Annotated in this window: 14 protein-coding genes, 2 tRNA genes and 4 other RNA genes; 10 read left to right on the top strand and 10 right to left on the bottom strand. The window is 50.0% G+C overall.

Annotation, left to right across the window (positions count from 1 at the left end):
• Window positions 1-56: 56 nt before the first annotated feature.
• Complete coding sequence (gene oppA / locus HV352_RS10510) at window positions 57-1,688, bottom strand: oligopeptide ABC transporter substrate-binding protein OppA (protein ID WP_049269433.1); 1,632 nt, start codon at window positions 1,686-1,688, stop codon at window positions 57-59.
• A gap of 768 nt (window positions 1,689-2,456) precedes the next feature.
• Window positions 2,457-3,104, bottom strand: a complete 648-nt coding sequence (ychE, locus tag HV352_RS10505; RefSeq protein ID WP_003020714.1) for an NAAT family transporter YchE — start codon at window positions 3,102-3,104, stop codon at window positions 2,457-2,459.
• Window positions 3,105-3,591: 487 nt separating this feature from the next.
• On the opposite strand from ychE, the gene adhE reads away from it, so the two are divergent.
• Entirely contained in the window at window positions 3,592-6,270 is a 2,679-nt protein-coding gene (gene adhE / locus HV352_RS10500; RefSeq protein ID WP_016153272.1) for a bifunctional acetaldehyde-CoA/alcohol dehydrogenase, read from the top strand.
• 237 nt (window positions 6,271-6,507) lie between these two features.
• Here adhE and tdk read toward each other — a convergent pair whose 3' ends face one another.
• Window positions 6,508-7,125: a thymidine kinase gene (gene tdk, locus HV352_RS10495; RefSeq protein ID WP_019076935.1), complete on the bottom strand. Its 618-nt coding sequence runs from the start codon at window positions 7,123-7,125 to the stop codon at window positions 6,508-6,510.
• Between the two features lie 623 nt (window positions 7,126-7,748).
• On the opposite strand from tdk, the gene hns reads away from it, so the two are divergent.
• Complete coding sequence (gene hns / locus HV352_RS10490) at window positions 7,749-8,162, top strand: histone-like nucleoid-structuring protein H-NS (protein WP_003020723.1); 414 nt, start codon at window positions 7,749-7,751, stop codon at window positions 8,160-8,162.
• 137 nt (window positions 8,163-8,299) lie between these two features.
• On the opposite strand, the gene galU is transcribed toward hns, so the two are convergent.
• The 3 genes from galU to rssA form a co-directional block, all read right to left on the bottom strand.
• Entirely contained in the window at window positions 8,300-9,208 is a 909-nt protein-coding gene (gene galU, locus HV352_RS10485) for a UTP--glucose-1-phosphate uridylyltransferase GalU (RefSeq protein ID WP_016153274.1), read from the bottom strand.
• A 204-nt stretch (window positions 9,209-9,412) separates the two neighbouring features.
• On the bottom strand, window positions 9,413-10,426 hold the full coding sequence (gene rssB, locus HV352_RS10480) for a two-component system response regulator RssB (protein WP_016153275.1): 1,014 nt from the start codon (window positions 10,424-10,426) through the stop codon (window positions 9,413-9,415).
• A 90-nt stretch (window positions 10,427-10,516) separates the two neighbouring features.
• On the bottom strand, window positions 10,517-11,428 hold the full coding sequence (gene rssA, locus HV352_RS10475) for a patatin-like phospholipase RssA (protein WP_016156731.1): 912 nt from the start codon (window positions 11,426-11,428) through the stop codon (window positions 10,517-10,519).
• A 111-nt stretch (window positions 11,429-11,539) separates the two neighbouring features.
• Here rssA and HV352_RS10470 point away from each other — a divergent pair, with 111 nt between their 5' ends.
• From HV352_RS10470 to HV352_RS10435, 8 genes are all read left to right on the top strand, one after another.
• Complete coding sequence (locus HV352_RS10470) at window positions 11,540-11,995, top strand: YchJ family protein (protein WP_029139563.1); 456 nt, start codon at window positions 11,540-11,542, stop codon at window positions 11,993-11,995.
• A gap of 55 nt (window positions 11,996-12,050) precedes the next feature.
• Window positions 12,051-12,893: a formyltetrahydrofolate deformylase gene (gene purU / locus HV352_RS10465; protein ID WP_016153278.1), complete on the top strand. Its 843-nt coding sequence runs from the start codon at window positions 12,051-12,053 to the stop codon at window positions 12,891-12,893.
• A gap of 156 nt (window positions 12,894-13,049) precedes the next feature.
• A tRNA-Tyr gene (locus tag HV352_RS10460) sits at window positions 13,050-13,134 on the top strand.
• Window positions 13,135-13,170: 36 nt separating this feature from the next.
• A tRNA-Tyr gene (locus tag HV352_RS10455) sits at window positions 13,171-13,255 on the top strand.
• Window positions 13,256-13,299: 44 nt separating this feature from the next.
• A non-coding RNA gene (locus HV352_RS10450) (RtT sRNA) lies at window positions 13,300-13,431 on the top strand.
• Window positions 13,432-13,475: 44 nt separating this feature from the next.
• Window positions 13,476-13,607: non-coding RNA, RtT sRNA (locus HV352_RS10445), on the top strand.
• Between the two features lie 44 nt (window positions 13,608-13,651).
• Window positions 13,652-13,783: non-coding RNA, RtT sRNA (locus tag HV352_RS10440), on the top strand.
• A gap of 44 nt (window positions 13,784-13,827) precedes the next feature.
• A non-coding RNA gene (locus HV352_RS10435) (RtT sRNA) lies at window positions 13,828-13,959 on the top strand.
• 166 nt (window positions 13,960-14,125) lie between these two features.
• Here HV352_RS10435 and narI read toward each other — a convergent pair.
• The 4 genes from narI to HV352_RS10415 are packed head-to-tail and all read right to left on the bottom strand — an operon-like array spanning window position 14,126 to window position 20,788.
• Complete coding sequence (narI, locus tag HV352_RS10430; protein WP_016153281.1) at window positions 14,126-14,803, bottom strand: respiratory nitrate reductase subunit gamma; 678 nt, start codon at window positions 14,801-14,803, stop codon at window positions 14,126-14,128.
• On the bottom strand, window positions 14,803-15,513 hold the full coding sequence (narJ, locus tag HV352_RS10425) for a nitrate reductase molybdenum cofactor assembly chaperone (RefSeq protein WP_016153282.1): 711 nt from the start codon (window positions 15,511-15,513) through the stop codon (window positions 14,803-14,805). Before narJ ends, narI begins: the two co-directional genes overlap by 1 nt.
• A complete protein-coding gene (narH, locus tag HV352_RS10420; protein WP_003833388.1) occupies window positions 15,510-17,048 on the bottom strand; it encodes a nitrate reductase subunit beta in 1,539 nt (512 codons plus the stop codon). The genes narJ and narH overlap by 4 nt, the downstream gene beginning before the upstream one ends.
• Complete coding sequence (locus HV352_RS10415) at window positions 17,045-20,788, bottom strand: nitrate reductase subunit alpha (protein WP_181635408.1); 3,744 nt, start codon at window positions 20,786-20,788, stop codon at window positions 17,045-17,047. The genes narH and HV352_RS10415 overlap by 4 nt, the downstream gene beginning before the upstream one ends.
• Between the last annotated feature and the right edge of the window lie 238 nt (window positions 20,789-21,026).

The following is a 21,026-nucleotide window of genomic DNA, read 5'->3' as shown; positions in this document are numbered from 1 at the left end:
TAATAGTTCGAAGAAAAAGACACTGTGGGGCAAAATGATTGCCCCACGTCTTGCCATTAATGCTTGATAATATACAAGTCTTTAACGTGGATATTATCCATCGGGTCTTTACCGGAGTATCCGCCAACCCATGGTTTCACCAGGCGGGCGTTAACATAGTAATAAACCGGTACAATCGCAGAATCTTTATCCAGCTGCTGTTCAGCTTTCGAATACAGTTCGCTGCGCTGCGCTTCATCAGTCACTTTCAGCGTATCCGCAATCAGCTTATCAAACTCCGGGCTCTTATAGTGGACGGTGTTGTTGGAGCTGTCAGACAGCACCATATTCAGGAAGGATGTTGGTTCGTTGTAATCCGCACACCAGCCCGCACGCGAAACATCATAGTTACCCTGATGGCGCGTATCGAGGAACGTTTTCCATTCCTGGTTTTCCAGCTTCACGTTGGCGCCCAGATTTTTCTTCCAGATAGATGCCGCAGCGATGGCCAGCTTTTTATGCAGATCTGAGGTGTTATACAGCAGGTCAAAGGTCAACGGTTTTTCAGCGGTATACCCGGCTTCAGCCAGCAGTTTTTTCGCTTCTTCATTACGTTTTTCCTGAGACCATTTGAACCACTCAGGTTCAACCAGTTTCGCGCCATCGGTGTAAGGAGGGGTAAAGCTATACGCCGGCAGGTCCCCCTGGTTTTTAACTTTGTTGACGATAATGTCACGATCCAACGCCAGTTTCAGGGCGGTACGAACACGAACATCGTTGAACGGTGCTTTCTGGTTGTTGATTTCGTAATAATAGGTGCACAGATACGGGTCAACGTGAACTTCGTTTGGGATCTCTTTTTTCAGTTTCTGGAATAACTCGATCGGCATGTTGTTATAGGTCATGTCGATTTCGCCGCTGCGATAGCGGTTAACGTCAGTCACTTCAGAAGAAATTGGCAGGTAGGTAACCTGGTTAATAACCGTTTTGGCGTTGTCCCAGTAGTTGGTGTTACGCTCAAGTACAATGCGCTCGTTGACCACCCAGTCTTTCAGCTTATAGGCGCCGTTGGTGACGATGTTAGCGGGCTGGGTCCATTTCTCACCGTATTTTTCAACCGCTGCTTTAGGAACCGGAGAAACGGATGAGTGCACAAGCAATTTGTAGAAATAAGGAACCGGCTCGCTCAGGGTGACTTCAAATGTATGATCGTCGAGAGCTTTGACACCGAGATCGGTGATCGGCTTTTTGCCGGCGATAATATCGTCAATATTGACAATGTGACCGTACTGTAAATAACTGGCGTACGGTGACGCGGTATTTGGATTAGCCAGGCGTTGCCAGCTATACACGAAATCTTGCGCGGTAACAGGCGTGCCGTCAGACCATTTAGCGTCTTTACGCAGATGGAATGTCCACACCTTAAAGTCTTTATTTTCCCACTTTTCAGCCACGCCAGGCGATGGTTTGCCATCGACATCGCTGATTAATAAACCTTCAAACAGGTCACGGTTGATATTGGATTCAGGTACACCTTCGATTTTATGTGGATCGAGTGACTGAACTTCCGAACCGTTATTACGCACCAGAGTCTGCTTTTCAGCAAGCTGCACACCTGCTGGCACAACTGCAGCCGTAGCAACATTCCCAGCGATTAGCGCAGTTAGGATCCCCGCAGCTACTAAACTTTTTTTAGTGATGTTAGTCATTGTGTTTGTACTCCCTCATTATTATGGCTGGTTTTTTAACCAGACTGTTAATCCTGTCAGGATCCCTGTACGGCACCGGAGATTTTCTGCCGTCAGGTAGTTTCTTGTTTTACTGCTTGCTATCACCGACTTTATTTCTGGCGATTCGTATGACCGCCTTGCGTCGATTATCTACGTGCCTCCCCTGCCGGAAACACGTTATTACCCTGTTGAGAGAAACTAATTGAAAATGATTCTCATCAACGTGAATTCTTCTGCATAATACCTGGCCGGAAAGTATCAAATGCGTTTCTTAACCGCCAATACATTTTACAAATTTGTTAACCAATTCTCTTTTATTGGAAATAAATCTCACTAAAAAAGTCTTACGAATGAAAGATCATGACAATAAAACGATGAAAATCAATACATTGCATAACGCGCAGTGTTAACTCCCCAGTCCTGTGTCAACACCACGCCAAAATGCACATAAATTTAACAATTGGTTATTAATTAGCACATTCATCTAAAAAAAACGCTGAAATAACTAATAACATTTCGATAATCCTTCAGCAAGCCCCAGAGTATGATGTTAATAAAATAACAGTGACATCGGGATCCCTCTGGTGGACCATTGAGTGTTATATCCATAAAATCAATGAATAAATTAATGAATCACCATCAGATATTTTTATATTTCTATGCTGATTTTCAACTTTAGTGAGAAGTTTTACTAATAACGAATGGAAACGGAGCCGAAAGAGGCTCCGTTGATGCCGAAGAGGAATATCAGGCAAGTAAACCGGGGAAAATGGACTTGATTCCAGTCACAATGAATTCGATCCCTAAGGCCATTAACAACAACCCCATAATACGCGTAATGACGTTGATACCGGTTTGGCCCAGCAGCCGTACCAGCCACGGTGCCATGCGAAAAAGTCCCCAACAGCACAGGGCAAACAACGCAATCGCCACAAAAAAACCAAACAGGTTAATCGCACTGTGATAGCGCGTACCCCAAACAATAGTTGAGCTTATCGCCCCTGGCCCCGCCATCAGCGGCAATGCCAGCGGCACTACGCCGATACTTTCGCGGATTGCTGTTTCTGATTTTTCCTGTTTGTTTTGCTTATCTTCGCCCAGTTTTCCGCTAATCATGGACATTGCGATGGTCACCACCAGAATGCCGCCGGCAATCCTGAACGAATCTATCGAGATACCGAAGAGCTGCAGAATACCGTCACCAAGGAACAGCGAAGTCCACAGGATGATGGCAACCGACAGGTTTGCCGTAAGGTTGGTTTTATTTCGCGCAGCAGCCGTTTGATAGCTGGTCATACTGATAAAGACTGGGATGATCCCGACCGGGTTAACCAATGCGAATAACCCAATGAAAAACTTAAAATAGACAGGAAAATCAAATAGCGTTTGGATCACGGTTAGCTCCGAAGCGTTAGCCGGATAAAATGAGTCATAAAAATTGATAAAATCCGCGCTGAAGATACGCCTTTTGTCAGCATACTTCACCTTCTATCTGTGTATATCTACGTAAATACACATCCAATACTTAGTGTTATTAATATGTATTAAATATGCTAATGTTAATGGCATTCACCCCATCAATTTATTAACACTTACCGATAAACGCTAAAAGGGCCTGCTGAAAGGTGTCAGCTTTGCGAAATTTTGATCCAGATCACGCAATTACTACTCAGAAGTGAGTAATCTTGCTTACGCCACCTGGAGGTAGCGCGTTAGAATTAAGTGGCGCTAGCGTATAAGCTCTTTTAGTAAATCAAGGTAAAGTGGACGTTAATTAACCGTTTGATTTTCAAAACGTTACACAAATTTTCGTCGATCTGTCTATACTCTCGTATCGAGCAGATGATTTACTAAAAAAGTTTAACATTATCAGGAGAGCATTATGGCTGTTACTAATGTCGCTGAACTTAACGCACTTGTAGAGCGCGTAAAAAAAGCCCAGCGTGAATATGCCAGTTTCACTCAAGAACAGGTTGACAAAATCTTCCGTGCCGCCGCTCTGGCTGCCGCAGACGCTCGAATCCCTCTCGCGAAAATGGCCGTTGCCGAATCTGGCATGGGCATCGTCGAAGATAAAGTGATTAAAAACCACTTTGCTTCCGAATACATTTATAACGCATATAAAGACGAAAAAACCTGTGGTGTGCTGGCTGAAGACCACACTTTCGGTACCATTACCATCGCTGAACCGATTGGTATCATCTGCGGTATCGTTCCAACCACTAACCCGACTTCTACTGCAATCTTCAAATCACTGATCAGCCTGAAGACGCGTAACGCCATCATCTTCTCTCCGCATCCGCGTGCTAAAGATGCCACTAACAAAGCGGCTGATATCGTTCTGCAGGCAGCAATTGCTGCTGGCGCACCGAAAGATCTGATCGGCTGGATCGATCAACCTTCCGTAGAACTGTCAAACGCGCTGATGCACCACCCGGACATCAACCTGATCCTTGCGACCGGTGGTCCAGGCATGGTTAAAGCAGCATACAGTTCCGGTAAACCGGCAATCGGTGTAGGCGCAGGTAACACCCCTGTGGTTATCGATGAAACCGCTGATATCAAGCGTGCTGTTGCATCTGTTCTGATGTCTAAAACCTTCGATAACGGCGTAATTTGTGCTTCTGAACAGTCCGTTGTTGTCGTTGACTCTGTATACGACGCAGTACGTGAGCGTTTCGCGACTCACGGCGGCTACATGCTGCAAGGCAAAGAGCTGAAAGCCGTTCAGGACGTTATCCTGAAAAATGGCGCGCTGAACGCGGCTATCGTTGGTCAGCCGGCATACAAAATTGCTGAACTGGCAGGCTTCTCCGTACCAGAAACCACTAAGATTCTGATCGGTGAAGTGACAGTTGTTGACGAAAGCGAACCGTTCGCTCACGAAAAATTGTCTCCGACGCTGGCAATGTACCGTGCGAAAGACTTCGAAGACGCCGTTATTAAAGCTGAAAAACTGGTTGCGATGGGCGGTATCGGTCATACCTCTTGCCTGTACACCGACCAGGACAACCAGCCAGAACGTGTTGCTTACTTCGGTCAGATGATGAAAACCGCACGTATCCTGATTAACACCCCAGCTTCTCAGGGTGGTATCGGTGACCTGTACAACTTTAAACTCGCGCCTTCCCTGACTCTGGGTTGTGGTTCCTGGGGTGGTAATTCCATCTCTGAAAACGTTGGTCCTAAGCACCTGATCAACAAGAAAACCGTTGCTAAGCGAGCTGAAAACATGTTGTGGCACAAACTTCCGAAATCTATCTACTTCCGTCGTGGCTCTCTGCCAATCGCACTGGATGAAGTGATTACCGATGGTCACAAACGTGCGCTGATCGTGACCGACCGCTTCCTGTTTAACAATGGCTATGCTGACCAGATCACCTCCGTGCTGAAAGCTGCTGGCGTTGAAACCGAAGTGTTCTTTGAAGTTGAAGCTGACCCAACTCTGACCGTTGTACGCAAAGGTGCTGAGCTGGCTAACTCCTTTAAACCAGACGTGATCATCGCGCTGGGTGGCGGTTCCCCGATGGACGCCGCGAAAATCATGTGGGTTATGTACGAACACCCAGAAACCCACTTCGAAGAACTGGCACTGCGCTTTATGGACATCCGTAAACGTATCTACAAGTTCCCGAAAATGGGCGTAAAAGCGAAGATGGTTGCCGTCACCACCACTTCCGGTACTGGTTCTGAAGTTACTCCGTTTGCGGTTGTTACTGACGATGCAACTGGTCAGAAATACCCGCTGGCAGACTATGCGCTGACTCCGGATATGGCGATTGTTGACGCCAACCTGGTGATGGATATGCCTAAGTCCCTGTGTGCGTTCGGTGGTCTGGATGCCGTCACTCACGCCCTGGAAGCTTACGTATCCGTGCTGGCTTCTGAGTTCTCCGACGGTCAGGCTCTGCAAGCGCTGAAACTGCTGAAAGAAAACCTGCCAGCGTCCTACCACGAAGGTTCTAAGAACCCGGTAGCGCGTGAGCGTGTACACAGTGCAGCAACCATCGCCGGTATTGCGTTTGCTAACGCCTTCCTGGGTGTATGTCACTCAATGGCGCACAAGCTGGGTTCTCAGTTCCACATTCCTCACGGTCTGGCGAACGCCCTGCTGATCAGCAACGTTATTCGTTATAACGCGAACGACAACCCGACTAAACAGACTGCATTCAGCCAGTACGACCGTCCGCAGGCTCGTCGTCGCTACGCTGAAATCGCAGACCATCTGGGTCTGAGCGCACCGGGCGACCGTACTGCTGCAAAAATCCAGAAACTGCTGGGCTGGCTGGACGAAATCAAAGCTGAACTGGGTATTCCTAAGTCTATCCGTGAAGCTGGCGTTCAGGAAGCTGACTTCCTGGCACACGTGGACAAACTGTCTGAAGATGCGTTTGATGACCAGTGTACTGGTGCTAACCCGCGTTACCCGCTGATTTCTGAACTGAAACAGATCCTGATGGATACCTACTACGGTCGTGAATACAGCGAAGATCAAACCGCCGTTAAGACTGAAGCAGTAGCTGCTCCGAAAGCTGAGAAGAAAGCGAAGAAATCCGCTTAATTCATCCAGATAAGTTTTAGTTTCACCATAAACGGTCCCGAATTGGGGCCGTTTTTTTTTGCATCTTACGTTATCAGAATCGAAACATGACCAATTCAGCGACGTTTAAAGGATGGACCTGTAAAAGGATGCTTAGGAGGATGCGAGAATAGCGTCAGGAGAGTGTCTGATAGGGTAGCGAACATTAGCGAATGCTCAGCCTACCCTGTGCTAATAAGCGCCCAGAAGCGCGTAGAGTTAGTCGTGGTTGTGTCGTTCTTGTATCGCCGTCAGAGAGCCCTCAGACTGTGCTTGCTTATAATGCTTACGGCACACCGATACATAGCGTTCGTTCCCGCCAATCACCACCTGTTCGCCCTCGTTATAAGGTCGTCCTGCCTGATCAAGACGCAACACCATGCTGGCCTTACGCCCACAGAAACAAATGGTTTTTAATTCAACCAGTTTATCTGACCACGCCAACAGGTATTCGCTGCCGCCAAATAACTCACCACGAAAATCGGTACGCAAGCCGTAGCACAACACGGGAATATCCAGCTGATCGACAACCTCAGATAATTCATAAACCTGCTGTCGAGTCAGAAACTGCGACTCATCAACCAGTACACAGTGAATTCTTTGCTGCTCATTCTCAGCCCGAATCTCTTCGAACAATGATGAATTTTGGTTAAACAATTTTGCAGGTGACGACAGACCTATACGCGAACTTACTTTTCCAGCACCAAAGCGGTCATCAATTTCCGCTGTATATACCACGGCACGCATCCCACGTTCCTGATAATTGTACGAAGATTGCAGCAATGCAGTCGACTTACCGGCATTCATTGCAGAATAGTAAAAATATAGCTGTGCCATTGACCGTAGGCCCTCACCCGGGGAAATAAATATGGGCAGGATTGTACCATATTTCACGAACGTGTCGGTGTAGCGTTGCCTGCATAGGCGTATAAATAGGCGTTCAGACTCGCTCAGTGTCGCCTAAATAACCGATCCTTTAAGTGACACGGGAGCGTGAGTACACTCCAGCCATGGCCCAGGTAGCCTGAAACTCGATGGGTATATACACACTCTTTCACAAATAGTGCTCATGAAATTTATCCATACCTCTTATCTTCTTACGGCAATAAAGAAACCCTTCCCTTATTGTTATTGAATCTACCCACTGTCGCCATGTATTAGCGAATTCATGTAAGCAAAACTAATACAAAAGGTTGAAATCACTGCAAAGAGATACTATTTGTACACCATAAAATGTGACCTGAATCTTGAATTTTTACTCTCAGCCGCTGAGAAGCCCCCTCACCAATAAGCCTTTTTTATGCCCAACGTCGCGGAGAATTTAAGACAGATGAATTAATTCTGATACTAAATAAAGCGCAATTTTGAATTCCTTACATTCCTGGCTATTGCACAACTGAATTTATCGCTCTATTATTAGCTCAACAAACCACCCCCAATATAAGTTTGAGATTACTACAATGAGCGAAGCACTTAAAATTCTGAACAACATCCGTACTCTTCGTGCGCAGGCAAGAGAATGTACTCTGGAAACGCTTGAAGAAATGCTGGAAAAATTAGAAGTTGTTGTTAGCGAGCGCCGTGAAGAAGAAAGCGCTGCAGCTGCTGAAGTTGAAGAACGTACTCGTAAACTGCAACAATATCGTGAAATGCTGATCGCTGACGGCATTGACCCGAACGAACTGCTGAATAGCATGGCTGCTGTTAAATCTGGCACCAAAGCTAAACGCGCTGCACGTCCGGCGAAATATAGCTATGTTGACGAAAACGGTGAAACTAAAACCTGGACTGGTCAGGGTCGTACACCGGCAGTGATCAAAAAAGCGATGGAAGAACAAGGTAAACAACTGGACGATTTCTTAATCAAAGAATAATTCAGAAATAGTTTGCTTAAAATCCCGCCAGTGGCGGGATTTTTTTTACCTGTACTTCGCACAGTCCCTACCCAGTTCAGGTATAAAAAAACGGTGCTGGATTAACAGCACCGTTCAGACCTGATAATACCAGGAGGTTACTTCTTAATACCCATCTCATCTTCCAGCCAGGCTTTAAATTCAGCGCCGAGAGTATTATGGCGAATACCATATTCAACGAACGCCTGCATATAGCCCAGCTTATTACCACAGTCATGGCTTTTGCCCTTCATGTGATAAGCTTCAACCGTTTCTTTTTCAATCAGCATATCGATAGCATCAGTCAGCTGAATTTCGTCACCGGCTCCCGGAGGCGTTTTTGCCAGCAGAGGCCAGATATCAGCGCTAAGGACGTAACGCCCCACGACGGCCAGATTAGATGGCGCCACATTCGCTTTCGGCTTTTCAACAACGCCAACCATCGGTACGCTTTCGCCCGGCGCTAATTCAACGCCTTTACAATCAACAACACCATAAGCGGTAACATCTTCTACCGGCTCAACCATAATCTGGCTGCTGCCTGTTTCATCGAAACGATGAATCATTTCGGCAAGGTTGTCGCGTGATAAATCAGATTCGTATTCGTCAAGAATGACGTCCGGCAAGATAACCGCAACGGGCTCATCGCCAACCACCGGGTGCGCGCACAATACCGCGTGGCCCAGACCTTTGGCCAGTCCCTGACGCACCTGCATAATAGTGACATGTGGCGGACAAATAGATTGCACTTCTTCCAGAAGCTGGCGTTTTACACGTTTTTCCAGCATAGCTTCAAGTTCAAAGCTGGTATCGAAGTGGTTTTCAATCGAATTTTTAGACGAGTGAGTTACAAGTACAATTTCAGTGATGCCCGCAGCAATACATTCGTTTACGACGTACTGAATTAATGGCTTATCAACCAACGGTAGCATCTCTTTCGGGATTGCTTTCGTAGCCGGTAACATCCTGGTTCCTAATCCCGCAACCGGGATAACGGCCTTTTTGACTTTTGAATTAAGGGCAGCCATTTAAAACTCTCCTGGACTGTTCATGTATTGAACGTGTTCATCAATCTGTATCGCATCCAAGTATATCAGTACCGCGACAAGCTTCTGGTCTGAAAAGGACGCGCGTCGGTATAATTAAGATAAATACGAATAAATCTGGCGCTGATAGTAGCACTCACAGCATGAGGGGGGTGAGCCAATTTCATTCTCATTCCACTCGGTTGTTCATTCTGCAGACAACATCAGGCGCAGCCGACCACCGGCCCCCCAAATTTGGCATTGCCAGGATTCGCAACGTTGGCTCAGTTGATTAAGATACGCATTCCCTAAGGTTCCCAACGGAACGCCATTGCTGATTTGTACATTGTGGGAACCTGTATTTAATGTCGCATTCAGCCCTGCTGATACCAGAATCAGGTTTTTTAATCCGCTGTGGTAATAACCCACCAGCAAAGGGAATTGTCCGGGCAAATTAGCCTGGCGCAATAAATGGTTAACCTGTTTCAATAACGCACCGAGCTCCGGCAATCGTTGATTTTGATGCGCGAGCTGTTCCTGCAGCAAACCGTTAAATAGCGCCCGCAGTAACAATGCTGCCAGAACGCCATTATCCCCTGCCCGCGTCACATCCAGACAATAAAACGCAAGGTCATGGTCCGATAGCGGTGCAATATCCAGTACCAGCCCCGGCTGATCGGCAGCCACCAATTGACGATAGTTGATCCGACATCGTGAAATAACTTGCGACACAGGAGGCTGTAATTCTTGCAACAGCTTTGCTGCAGCGGCGGGATCACCAACCATCGCATCCCAGTCGCGAAACAGCCGCTCTTCTTCTTCCACGCGTGAATTAAACATATTCGGATACAGACACGCAAAGACGGTTTCGCGCAGGCGGTTCAGGTCCTTTACCGGCTTTAGCAGCACATCATCCACACCCAATCGCAGTGCTTTGGCTATATCAGACATGTTTTCCGTCGCTGATATCACCAGGATGGGGGTCTGATCGCCACGATTACGCAGATACTCTACTAGCTTAAGGCCGTTCATTCGTGGCATAGCCAGGTCGCAGATAATCAGGTCGGGGTTAAAGTGCCCGAGTAATTCAAGTGCTTCAAGTCCATCGCCAGCTACCGCCGTTGTCGCTCCCAAAGAGGAAAACCATGAGTCCATGAGTGAGCGAAATACCGGCTCATCCTCAACGATAAGAATCTGTTTTCCGACCAATGGCTGCGTCATATTCTCCCCCCTGACTGGCTTTAGTAAATAGTGGCATGCTATTGCTACTCACGCCTGTCAGAATTTGCTTAAGTGTTGATAAAAAATGCGTTAGATGTTGGTTTTCACCAGGGGTAGAAGTTCATCCATTTTCTTCTCGACCGCCAGTTGTCCAGCAGCAATTGCTGCGCTGGCGCGGTGAAAATCCAGCGTGGATATTTGCGGACAAAACGGCTGGATCAGGATATCTGGCGGGTCACCGGCCATGCGGTTACGTTTCAGACGGTTTTCCAGAACCTGAATAGAAGTCGTCATGATCTCCATCGCCGTCGGCGCGGTTACCGCACGCCTGGCCGTTATGTTGCTCAAGCGCTCTTTCAGTCGGGCACGCCATGAAAGCGCGTCGACATCATCACCCGTTTCGGCATCACTGCTGACGTTGAAGGAGAGTAAATCTTGCTGCATAAGATGCGCATCGTGTTGCAGATCGACGGCAATAACGATGTCAGCGCCCAGCGCGCGAGTTAAGGATACAGGAACGGGATTCACCACCGCGCCATCGACCAGCCAGTAACCATTATGCGCTACAGGGGACATCAGACCAGGAATACTGCAGGAGGCCCGAACAGCCAGGTGCAAATCACCTTCCGTGAACCAGAGCTCCCGACCCGTACTCAGATTAGTAGCCACAGTTGCGAAACGGCGAGTGCATTGCTCAATTGCTTCTACCGGCATGACATTACGGTACTGATTGAATACCCGTTCACCACGCAGTAAACCGCCCCTGCGCCACGAGAGATCCATCAGACGTAAGACATCCCAATAGCTGAAAGAACAAACCCATTGTTCGAGAGCAGGTAACTTATTGCATGCGTAGGCTGCACCAACAAGCGAACCAATGGAACACCCTGCCACAATATCAACATCAATGCCCATATGCTTTAGGGCCTTAATAACGCCAATATGCGACCAACCTCGCGCCGCGCCGGAACCTAGCGCCAGCCCAATTTTTATTTTTCTCATTGTACGTACAAACTTCCCCTGGCTTGCAGACGTAGCAACATCGCTACCGCTCAGTTAACATAGTGCTACCTTGGCGTTTTTACGCCGTTTTTTTATTCCAGGGAGTACTTTGTGTCTCAGCTTTGTCCCTGTGGTAGCGCTGTCGAGTATAGCCTATGTTGCTACCGTTATGTGTCTGGCGCGCAAGTAGCACCTACGCCGTCACACCTCATGCGTTCTCGTTACTGTGCTTTTGTGATGAAAGACGCAGATTACCTTATCAAGACCTGGCATCCGGACTGTCATGCAGCCGAGTTTCGCGACGACATTATCGCAGGATTTAGCCACACCGAATGGCTCGGGCTGACCGTTTTTGAACAACAAACGGCAGACACAGAAAATATCGGCTATGTCAGCTTTGTTGCGCGATTTTCTGAACAAGGTAAAACAGGTGCAATTATCGAGCGCTCTCGTTTTTTAAAAGAAAACGGTCAGTGGTACTATATAGACGGTACACGCCCTCAAATTGGACGAAACGATACCTGCCCTTGTGGCTCCGGTAAAAAATTTAAAAAGTGCTGCGGCTAATCAACGCCCGACAGTATCAATTTTGCAAACATTCTCAACAGGATCACCGCTGCAAATGCATTCATTACAACGAAAAGTGCTGCGTACTATTTGCCCGGACCAAAAAGGTCTGATCGCGCGCATTACGAATATCTGTTACAAGCATGAACTGAACATCGTGCAGAACAATGAGTTCGTGGACCACCGTACCGGGCGCTTTTTTATGCGTACCGAACTGGAGGGTATTTTTAACGACGTCACGCTGCTTGCCGATCTGGATAGTGCCCTTCCAGATGGCTCCATTCGTGAATTAACGCCAGCAGGACGCCGCCGTATCGTCATTTTGGTCACCAAGGAAGCACATTGTCTGGGTGATCTGTTAATGAAGGCCAATTATGGCGGGCTGGATGTTGAAATCGCCGCTGTGATCGGCAACCACGAGACGCTGCGACCTTTGGTTGAGCGGTTTGATATCCCGTTTGAGCTGGTCAGCCACGAAGGTTTAACGCGTGACGAACATGATCTGAAAATGGCCGACGCTATCGACGCGCACCAACCTGACTATGTCGTGCTGGCAAAATACATGCGCGTTCTGACGCCAACATTTGTTTCACGCTTCCCGAATAAGATTATCAATATTCACCATTCATTCCTGCCAGCGTTTATTGGCGCTCGCCCTTACCATCAGGCTTATGAGCGCGGCGTGAAGATCATCGGTGCGACAGCCCACTACGTGAATGATAACCTCGATGAAGGCCCAATCATTATGCAGGACGTAATTCATGTGGATCACACCTACACCGCGGAAGACATGATGCGTGCGGGCCGCGACGTTGAGAAAAATGTATTAAGCCGCGCGCTGTATCAGGTTCTGGCTCAACGCGTCTTTGTTTACGGTAACCGAACGATTATTCTGTAATCGATTGATAATTGAATTGGTTACCTTTACATCTTTACGCGTAAAAATCAGGCAACCAGTTCTTTTTTATCAACGGAATACTTTACAGGGGCGCATCATTTGATATGATGCGCCCCGCTTCCAACGGAAGCAGGCCAGTAACTAGCATTACCCCGTGGTGGGGTTCCCGAGCGGCCAAAGGGAGCAGACTGTAAATCTGCCGTCATCGACTTCGAAGGTTCGAATCCTTCCCCCACCACCATTCATTCCGATAGATTCATAAAATTAGTATACCCCTGGTGGGGTTCCCGAGCGGCCAAAGGGAGCAGACTGTAAATCTGCCGTCATCGACTTCGAAGGTTCGAATCCTTCCCCCACCACCATCACCTCATAAAGCACCTGTATCAAATCCATCTGTTATGCCTCATATTCTGCCCAGACGGGAAGGATGAGAAGCTTCGACTAAGGTTCGATTCGAGCGTTAGCGAGAAAGCGTTGCCGCAGGCAACGACCCGAAGGGCGAAGCGCACCGCGCTGAGTAATCCTTCCCCCACCACCATCACCTCATAAAGCACCTGTATCAAATCCATCTGTTATGCCTCATATTCTGCCCAGACGGGAAGGATGAGAAGCTTCGACTAAGGTTCGATTCGAGCGTTAGCGAGAAAGCGTTGCCGCAGGCAACGACCCGAAGGGCGAAGCGCACCGCGCTGAGTAATCCTTCCCCCACCACCATCACCTCATAAAGCACCTGTATCAAATCCATCTGTTATGCCTCATATTCTGCCCAGACGGGAAGGATGAGAAGCTTCGACTAAGGTTCGATTCGAGCGTTAGCGAGAAAGCGTTGCCGCAGGCAACGACCCGAAGGGCGAAGCGCACCGCGCTGAGTAATCCTTCCCCCACCACCATCACCTCATAAAGCACCTGTATCAAATCCATCTGTTATGCCTCATATTCTGCCCAGACGGGAAGGATGAGAAGCTTCGACTAAGGTTCGATTCGAGCGTTAGCGAGAAAGCGTTGCCGCAGGCAACGACCCGAAGGGCGAAGCGCACCGCGCTGAGTAATCCTTCCCCCACCACCATCACCTCATAACGCACCAGCATCCAATCCATCTGTAATGCCCCATACCTTGCCCTCGATCAAGCCTCAATTCGGGTCGGCAATTTGTCTGATGCGCTATGCTTATCCGCCAAATAGTCGTAAAAAAACCCCGCCGGAGCAGGGTTTTGTCTTACACAGATAACCGATTAATGACGCGCACGAACAATCTGGTATTTGCGCGTCAGATATTCGACCGGAACGCTCCAGATGTGCACCAGACGCGAGAACGGGAACAACAGGAACAGCGTCATACCCAGCACCAGGTGCATACGGAAAATGAACGCGACGCCATCCAGATATTGAGACGCCCCCCCCTGGAAGGTCACCACTGTTTGCGCCCAGTTCACCAGCTTCATCATCTCGCTGCCGTCCATATGCTGGGCGGAGAACGGAATGGTCAGCAGGCCCAGCGCACACTGGATCACCAGCAGGGAGAGGATCAGAATGTCCGCTCCGGTAGTGGTCGCCCGCACACGTGGGCTGAACAGGCGTCGTTTCAGCAGCAGAACGCCGCCAATCAAACACATCACACCACTGGCACCACCCGCGAACATCGCCATCTTTTGTTTCACTTCAAGCGGCAGCCACGCTTCATACATCCAGTGTGGTGTCAGCATGCCAAGGAAGTGCCCGGCAAAAATCCCCAGGATCCCGATGTGGAACAGGTTTGACGCCAGGTTCATCCCTTTGCGATCCAGCATCTGACTGGAAGCCGCGCGCCAGGTATACTGCCCATAGTCATAACGCAGCCAACTGCCAATCAGAAAGACAGAACCCGCGATGTACGGATAGATGTCAAAGAAGAACGTATTCAGGAAGTGCATTATTGCTGTCCTCCGGTGGTGATATTCAGATACTGCGGCGCAACGGCCCCGGCAAAACGACGCTGGTGAGCGGAAATTTCCGACTCACCGCACCCCTGATCGGCGAAGAATTTCACCTGCTCTTCTTCCCAGACCGCATCCAGCGCTTGTGGGGTATCGTCACGCGCTTCATCTGCAATTTTTTCAGCCACTTTATCGCTGTCGATAACAGTATTCGCCAGTTTTAACAGCAGATCGAACAGCACCGCATAACGGCTTTCACGCTGTTGCAAGCGAGCGCTGAGCAGCGCCAGAATCGGCGCGATATCCTGTAACCCCCCTAATGCTTCGCTTTTCGGCAACTGCGCAAGGTATTCCAGATACAGCGGCAGATGATCGGGAAGTTCGCGGCTGTCGAGCTGCAGACCGTGCTGTTCATACTGCGCCATCAAGTCAACCATAGCCTGACCACGATCGCGGGACTCGCCGTGTACATGTTCAAACAGCAACAACGAGGTGGCGCGGCCACGGTCAAACAGTTCGCTATAGCTTGCCTGCACATCCAGCATGTCCTGCGCGGTGAGATCGCGCAGGAAAATGCCCAGAGTCTGGGCATCCTCTTTATCCAGGTTCTCAGATGACGCGAGTGCATCGAAAAGTTCCTGCTGATGCTGCCACAAGGCAGCATCCGGGTACTCGAGCAGACGCGAAACAATGACAAGTTCAATCATTGGTGCGGCTCCGTTTTGCTGGTCACATCGACAGCGTCGATGCGGCGGCTGTTGAACAGATTGAATTTAGTATCAGAACCGTGGCAACCGTCACCGAAGGTAAAGCCACAACCGCTTTTCTCCGGGAACGCGTCACGCGCCAGTTCACGATGGCTGCTCGGTACCACGAAACGATCTTCGTAGTTAGCAATCGCCAGATAACGATACATTTCCTGTGCCTGCGCTTCGCTTAAGCCCACCTCTTCCAGCGCACGGGTATCAACTTTACCGTCAACGGTTTCCGCACGTTTGTAGTGACGCATCGCCAGCATACGTTTCAGCGCCAACAGTACCGGCTGAGTGTCGCCTGCGGTCAGCAGGTTCGCCAGGTACTGAACCGGGATACGCAGACTGTCAACGTCCGGCAGAATACCGTTGCTGCCCAGCTCGCCCGCATCGGCGGCAGACTGGATCGGTGACAAAGGCGGCACGTACCAGACCATCGGTAGCGTGCGGTATTCCGGATGCAGCGGCAGCGCCAGCTTCCAGTCCATCGCCATTTTGTAAACCGGCGACTGCTGTGCAGCATCAATGACGCTCAGCGGAATACCATCTTTCAGCGCTTGTTCAATAACAGCCGGATCGTTTGGATCGAGGAACACGTCCAGTTGACGCTGGTACAGATCTTTCTCGTGCTCCGTGCTTGCCGCACTTTCGATCGCATCTGCGTCATACAGCAGTACGCCGAGGTAACGAATACGGCCTACGCAGGTTTCGGAACAAACGGTCGGCTGACCGGCTTCGATACGCGGGTAGCAGAAAATGCACTTCTCAGATTTCCCGCTCTTCCAGTTGAAGTAGATCTTCTTATACGGGCAGCCAGTGATACACATACGCCAGCCGCGACATTTATCCTGGTCGATCAGCACGATGCCATCTTCTTCACGCTTGTAGATAGCGCCGCTTGGGCAGGTCGCCACGCACGCCGGGTTAAGGCAATGCTCACACAAACGCGGCAGATACATCATGAAGGTATTTTCGAACTGACCGTACATCGCCTTCTGCATGTTTTCGAAGTTCTGGTCTTTGGCGCGTTTTTCGAACTCGCCCCCCAGAATTTCTTCCCAGTTCGGACCGCTGGTGATTTTATCCATCCGCTGACCGGTGATCAGCGAACGCGGACGGGCAATCGGCTGCGCCTTACTGTCTGCTGGGGCGTTGTGCAACGTTTGGTAGTCAAAATCAAACGGCTCATAGTAATCATCCATGCCCGGCAGATGCGGGTTAGCAAAGATTTTACCCAGCAGCAGTGCTTTGTTACCCATGCGCGGCTGCAGCTTGCCATTGATTTTACGGATCCAACCGCCCTTCCATTTTTCCTGGTTTTCCCAGTCGTTCGGGAAGCCAACGCCAGGCTTACTTTCGACGTTGTTGAACCAGGCGTACTCCATACCTTCACGGCTGGTCCAGACGTTTTTGCAGGTCACTGAACAGGTGTGGCAGCCGATGCACTTATCGAGATTCAGCACCATGCCGACTTGTGAACGAATTTTCATTTTACGCTCTCCTGTACCTGGTCATTGCCTTCGCCATCCAACCAGTTAACGTTCTTCATCTTACGTACAACTACGAACTCATCGCGGTTTGAACCGACGGTACCGTAGTAGTTAAAGCCGTATGCCAGTTGCGCATAACCACCGATCATGTGAGTTGGTTTCGGCGTAATACGGGTTACCGAGTTGTGGATCCCGCCGCGCTGCTGGGTGATTTCAGAACCCGGCAGGTTAACAATACGTTCCTGCGCGTGGTACATCATGGTCATCCCGGCCGGCACACGCTGGCTGACAACTGCACGCGCCGTCAGCGCCCCGTTGCTGTTGAAGACTTCGATCCAGTCGTTATCTTCGATACCAAGATCCTTCGCATCAACTTCACTCATCCACACAATCGGACCACCGCGAGACAGCGTCAGCATCAGCAGGTTGTCGCTGTAGGTGGAGTGGATACCCCATTTCTGGTGCGGCGTCAGGAAGTTGAGCGCTTTTTCCGGGTTACCGTTAGACTTCTCGCCGATCACCGCTTTCACCGAACGGGTGTCGATTGGCGGACGATACACCAGCAGGCTCTCACCGAAGTCACGCATCCACTGGTGATCCTGATACAACTGCTGGCGACCAGACAGCGTACGCCATGGGATCAGCTCATGAACGTTGGTATAACCGGCGTTATAAGACACATGTTCATCTTCCAGACCTGACCAGGTCGGACTGGAGATAATTTTGCGCGGCTGCGCCTGGATGTCGCGGAAACGAATTTTTTCGTCTTCTTTATTCAGCGCCAGATGCGTATGGTCACGACCGGTAAATTCACTCAGCGCCGCCCAGGCTTTAACGGCAACCTGACCGTTAGTTTCCGGAGCCAGCGTCAGGATCATCTCAGCAGCATCAATTGCGGTATCCAGCATCGGTTGGCCTTTCGCCGGACCGTCAGCCTTGGTGTAGTTGAGCTTACGCAGCAGATCCATTTCGCTCTGGGTGTTCCAGGCAATCCCTTTACCGCCGTTACCGATTTTTTCCATCAGCGGACCGATGGAGGTGAAACGCTCGTAGGTTGCCGGATAATCACGCTCAACGGTCATGATGTGCGGTGCCGTAACACCTGGAATCAGGTCGCATTCCCCTTTTTTCCAGTCCTTCACGTCCAGTGGCTGCGCCAGTTCAGCGGCGGAGTCGTGCTGGATCGGCAGCGTAACGACGTCGGTTTCTTTACCGAGGTGGCCCACACAAACTTCAGAGAATTTCTTGGCGATGGCTTTATAGATTTCCCAGTCGCTCTTCGATTCCCAGGCCGGGTCAACGGCCGCAGACAGAGGATGAATAAACGGATGCATATCCGAGGTATTCATGTCGTCTTTTTCATACCAGGTAGCGGTCGGCAGCACGATATCGGAATACAGACAGGTACTCGACAGGCGGAAGTCCAGCGTAACGACCAGATCCAGTTTGCCGTCCAGTCCGTTATCCTGCCATTCCACTTCTTCTGGCTTCACGCCGCTCTGCTGGCCGAGATCTTTGCCCTGAATACCATGTTCAGTACCCAGCAGATACTTGAGCATGTACTCGTGGCCTTTACCGGAAGAACCGAGCAGGTTTGAACGCCAGATAAACAGATTACGCGGATGGTTTTTACCGTTTTCCGGCTGCTCTGCCGCAAAGCGAATAGAACCTTCTTTCAGGGATTTAACGGTGTAGTCCACCGGCGTCATACCTGCTTTCTGCGCTTCTTTCGCGATATACAGCGGGTTAGTCCCTAACTGCGGCGCAGACGGTAACCAGCCCATACGTTCAGCGCGAACGTTAAAGTCAATCAAATGACCGCTATAGCGGGATTTGTCTGCCATCGGGGACAGCAGTTCCTGCGCAGTCACCGTCTCATAGCGCCATTGGCTGGAGTGGTTATAGAAGTAGGAGGTGCTGTTCATATGACGAGGCGGACGCTGCCAGTCAAGAGCAAACGCCAGCGGCTGCCAGCCGGTTTGCGGACGCAGTTTTTCCTGCCCTACGTAGTGGGCCCAGCCGCCGCCGCTCTGGCCGATACAGCCACAGAACACCAGCATATTGATCAGGCCACGATAGTTCATATCGAGGTGGTACCAGTGGTTCAAACCGGCACCGACGATAATCATCGAACGACCGTGCGTTTTATCTGCGTTATCCGCAAATTCACGGGCAATGCGTACAATCTGAGAACGTGATACGCCTGTAATTTTTTCTGCCCACGCTGGCGTGTACGCTTTCACGTCATCGTAGCTGGTCGCGCAGTTTTCATCGTTCAGACCACGTTCCAGGCCGTAGTTGGCCATAGTCAGATCGTAAACGGTGGTCACCAGCGCCGTCGATCCATCGGCCAGTTGCAGGCGTTTAACGGGCAATTTATGCAGCAGAATGTTTTCCAGTTCGACTTTACTGAAGTGCTCGGTGCCTTCGCCACCAAAGTACGGGAAGCCCACTTCAGCGATATCATCCTGGCTACCCAGCAGGCTGAGCTGCAGTTCGGTTTCATCACCGGACGTGCCGTCGCGCTGCTCAAGATTCCATTTGCCTTTTTCGCCCCAACGGAAACCAATTGAACCGTTCGGCGCAACCATTTCGCCGTTGCTGTTGAAAGCGACAGTTTTCCATTCCGGGTTATTTTCCTGGCCCAGAGAGTCAACCAGATCCGCAGCACGCAGCATACGACCAGCAGCATAGTAGCCGTCGCGCTCTTCGAGCATCACCAGCATTGGCATGTCGGTATAACGACGTACGTAGTCGGTGAAATATTGGCTCGGGTTATCGAGGTGGAACTCGCGCAGCATGACATGACCCATCGCCATTGCCATCGCCGCATCGGTTCCCTGCTTCGGAGCCAGCCACAGGTCGCACAGTTTGGCGATTTCTGCGTAGTCCGGGGTAATTGCTACTGTTTTGGTGCCTTTATAACGAACTTCAGTAAAGAAGTGCGCATCCGGGGTACGGGTCTGCGGTACGTTAGAGCCCCATGCCAGAATGTAGCTGGAGTTATACCAGTCGGCAGATTCCGGTACGTCGGTCTGCTCGCCCCAGGTCTGCGGGGAAGCTGGCGGCAGGTCACAGTACCAGTCATAGAAGCTCAGGCAGGTCCCGCCAATCAGCGACATATAACGTGCGCCGGACGCATAAGAAACCATCGACATCGCCGGGATCGGCGAGAAGCCTGCGACGCGGTCAGGACCATAGGTTTTGATGGTGTAAACGTTAGATGCGGCAATCAGCTCATTCACTTCCTGCCAGGAAGAACGAACGAATCCACCACGACCACGCGCTTGTTTGAAGCTTTTTGCTTTATCGGCGTCTTCGATAATGGATGCCCATGCATCTACCGGATCGCTGTGCAGTCTTTTTGCTTCACGCCACATCTTCATCAGACGTTTGCGCATCAGCGGGTATTTCAGACGGTTAGCGCTGTAGAGATACCATGAATAGCTTGCACCACGCGGGCAGCCGCGAGGCTCGTGGTTGGGCATATCTGGACGAGTGCGTGGGTAGTCAGTTTGCTGGGTTTCCCAGGTCACCAGACCATTTTTCACATAGATTTTCCAGCTGCATGAGCCGGTGCAGTTTACACCGTGGGTTGAACGCACGATTTTGTCATGCTGCCAACGCTGGCGGTATCCATCCTCCCAGTCCCTGTTGGTATTGAGAAGCTGGCCGTGCCCATCGGCAAAGGTTTCGCCCTTCTGCTTGAAGTAGCGAAACCGGTCCAGGAATTTACTCATCGGTTTTCTCCTGTAGGAGCCTGACGGCTCTCTGATAAATCGACATTGCTTGATTGAGAGCGAAGGTAACGCTCTGAAAGGGCGTGAGAATTGATAACGATCAAGGCAGGCAGGGATGAAAATTGAGGGCCGATTTTGACATACCCCCTTAGTGGGATATCGATAAATCAATCAACATATTGAATTTTATTGAGTTTTTTAAACTCACTTATCATACAAATGTTAAATTCTTTATAAG

Origin of the sequence: Citrobacter sp. RHBSTW-01044 (genome assembly GCF_013781945.1) — a bacterium.
Classification (GTDB): Bacteria; Pseudomonadota; Gammaproteobacteria; order Enterobacterales; family Enterobacteriaceae; genus Citrobacter; species Citrobacter braakii.
This window is presented reverse-complemented; position numbering and strand designations above follow the sequence as displayed.

What these genes read in the sequence shown, in the direction of transcription:
- oppA (WP_049269433.1), bottom strand. Translation starts at nt 1,688, where the DNA reads ATGACTAACATCACTAAAAAAAGTTTAGTAGCTGCGGGGATCCTAACT.
- adhE (WP_016153272.1), top strand. Translation starts at nt 3,592, where the DNA reads ATGGCTGTTACTAATGTCGCTGAACTTAACGCACTTGTAGAGCGCGTA.
- tdk (WP_019076935.1), bottom strand. Translation starts at nt 7,125, where the DNA reads ATGGCACAGCTATATTTTTACTATTCTGCAATGAATGCCGGTAAGTCG.
- hns (WP_003020723.1), top strand. Translation starts at nt 7,749, where the DNA reads ATGAGCGAAGCACTTAAAATTCTGAACAACATCCGTACTCTTCGTGCG.
- galU (WP_016153274.1), bottom strand. Translation starts at nt 9,208, where the DNA reads ATGGCTGCCCTTAATTCAAAAGTCAAAAAGGCCGTTATCCCGGTTGCG.
- rssB (WP_016153275.1), bottom strand. Translation starts at nt 10,426, where the DNA reads ATGACGCAGCCATTGGTCGGAAAACAGATTCTTATCGTTGAGGATGAG.
- rssA (WP_016156731.1), bottom strand. Translation starts at nt 11,428, where the DNA reads ATGAGAAAAATAAAAATTGGGCTGGCGCTAGGTTCCGGCGCGGCGCGA.
- purU (WP_016153278.1), top strand. Translation starts at nt 12,051, where the DNA reads ATGCATTCATTACAACGAAAAGTGCTGCGTACTATTTGCCCGGACCAA.
- narI (WP_016153281.1), bottom strand. Translation starts at nt 14,803, where the DNA reads ATGCACTTCCTGAATACGTTCTTCTTTGACATCTATCCGTACATCGCG.
- narJ (WP_016153282.1), bottom strand. Translation starts at nt 15,513, where the DNA reads ATGATTGAACTTGTCATTGTTTCGCGTCTGCTCGAGTACCCGGATGCT.
- narH (WP_003833388.1), bottom strand. Translation starts at nt 17,048, where the DNA reads ATGAAAATTCGTTCACAAGTCGGCATGGTGCTGAATCTCGATAAGTGC.
- HV352_RS10415 (WP_181635408.1), bottom strand. Translation starts at nt 20,788, where the DNA reads ATGAGTAAATTCCTGGACCGGTTTCGCTACTTCAAGCAGAAGGGCGAA.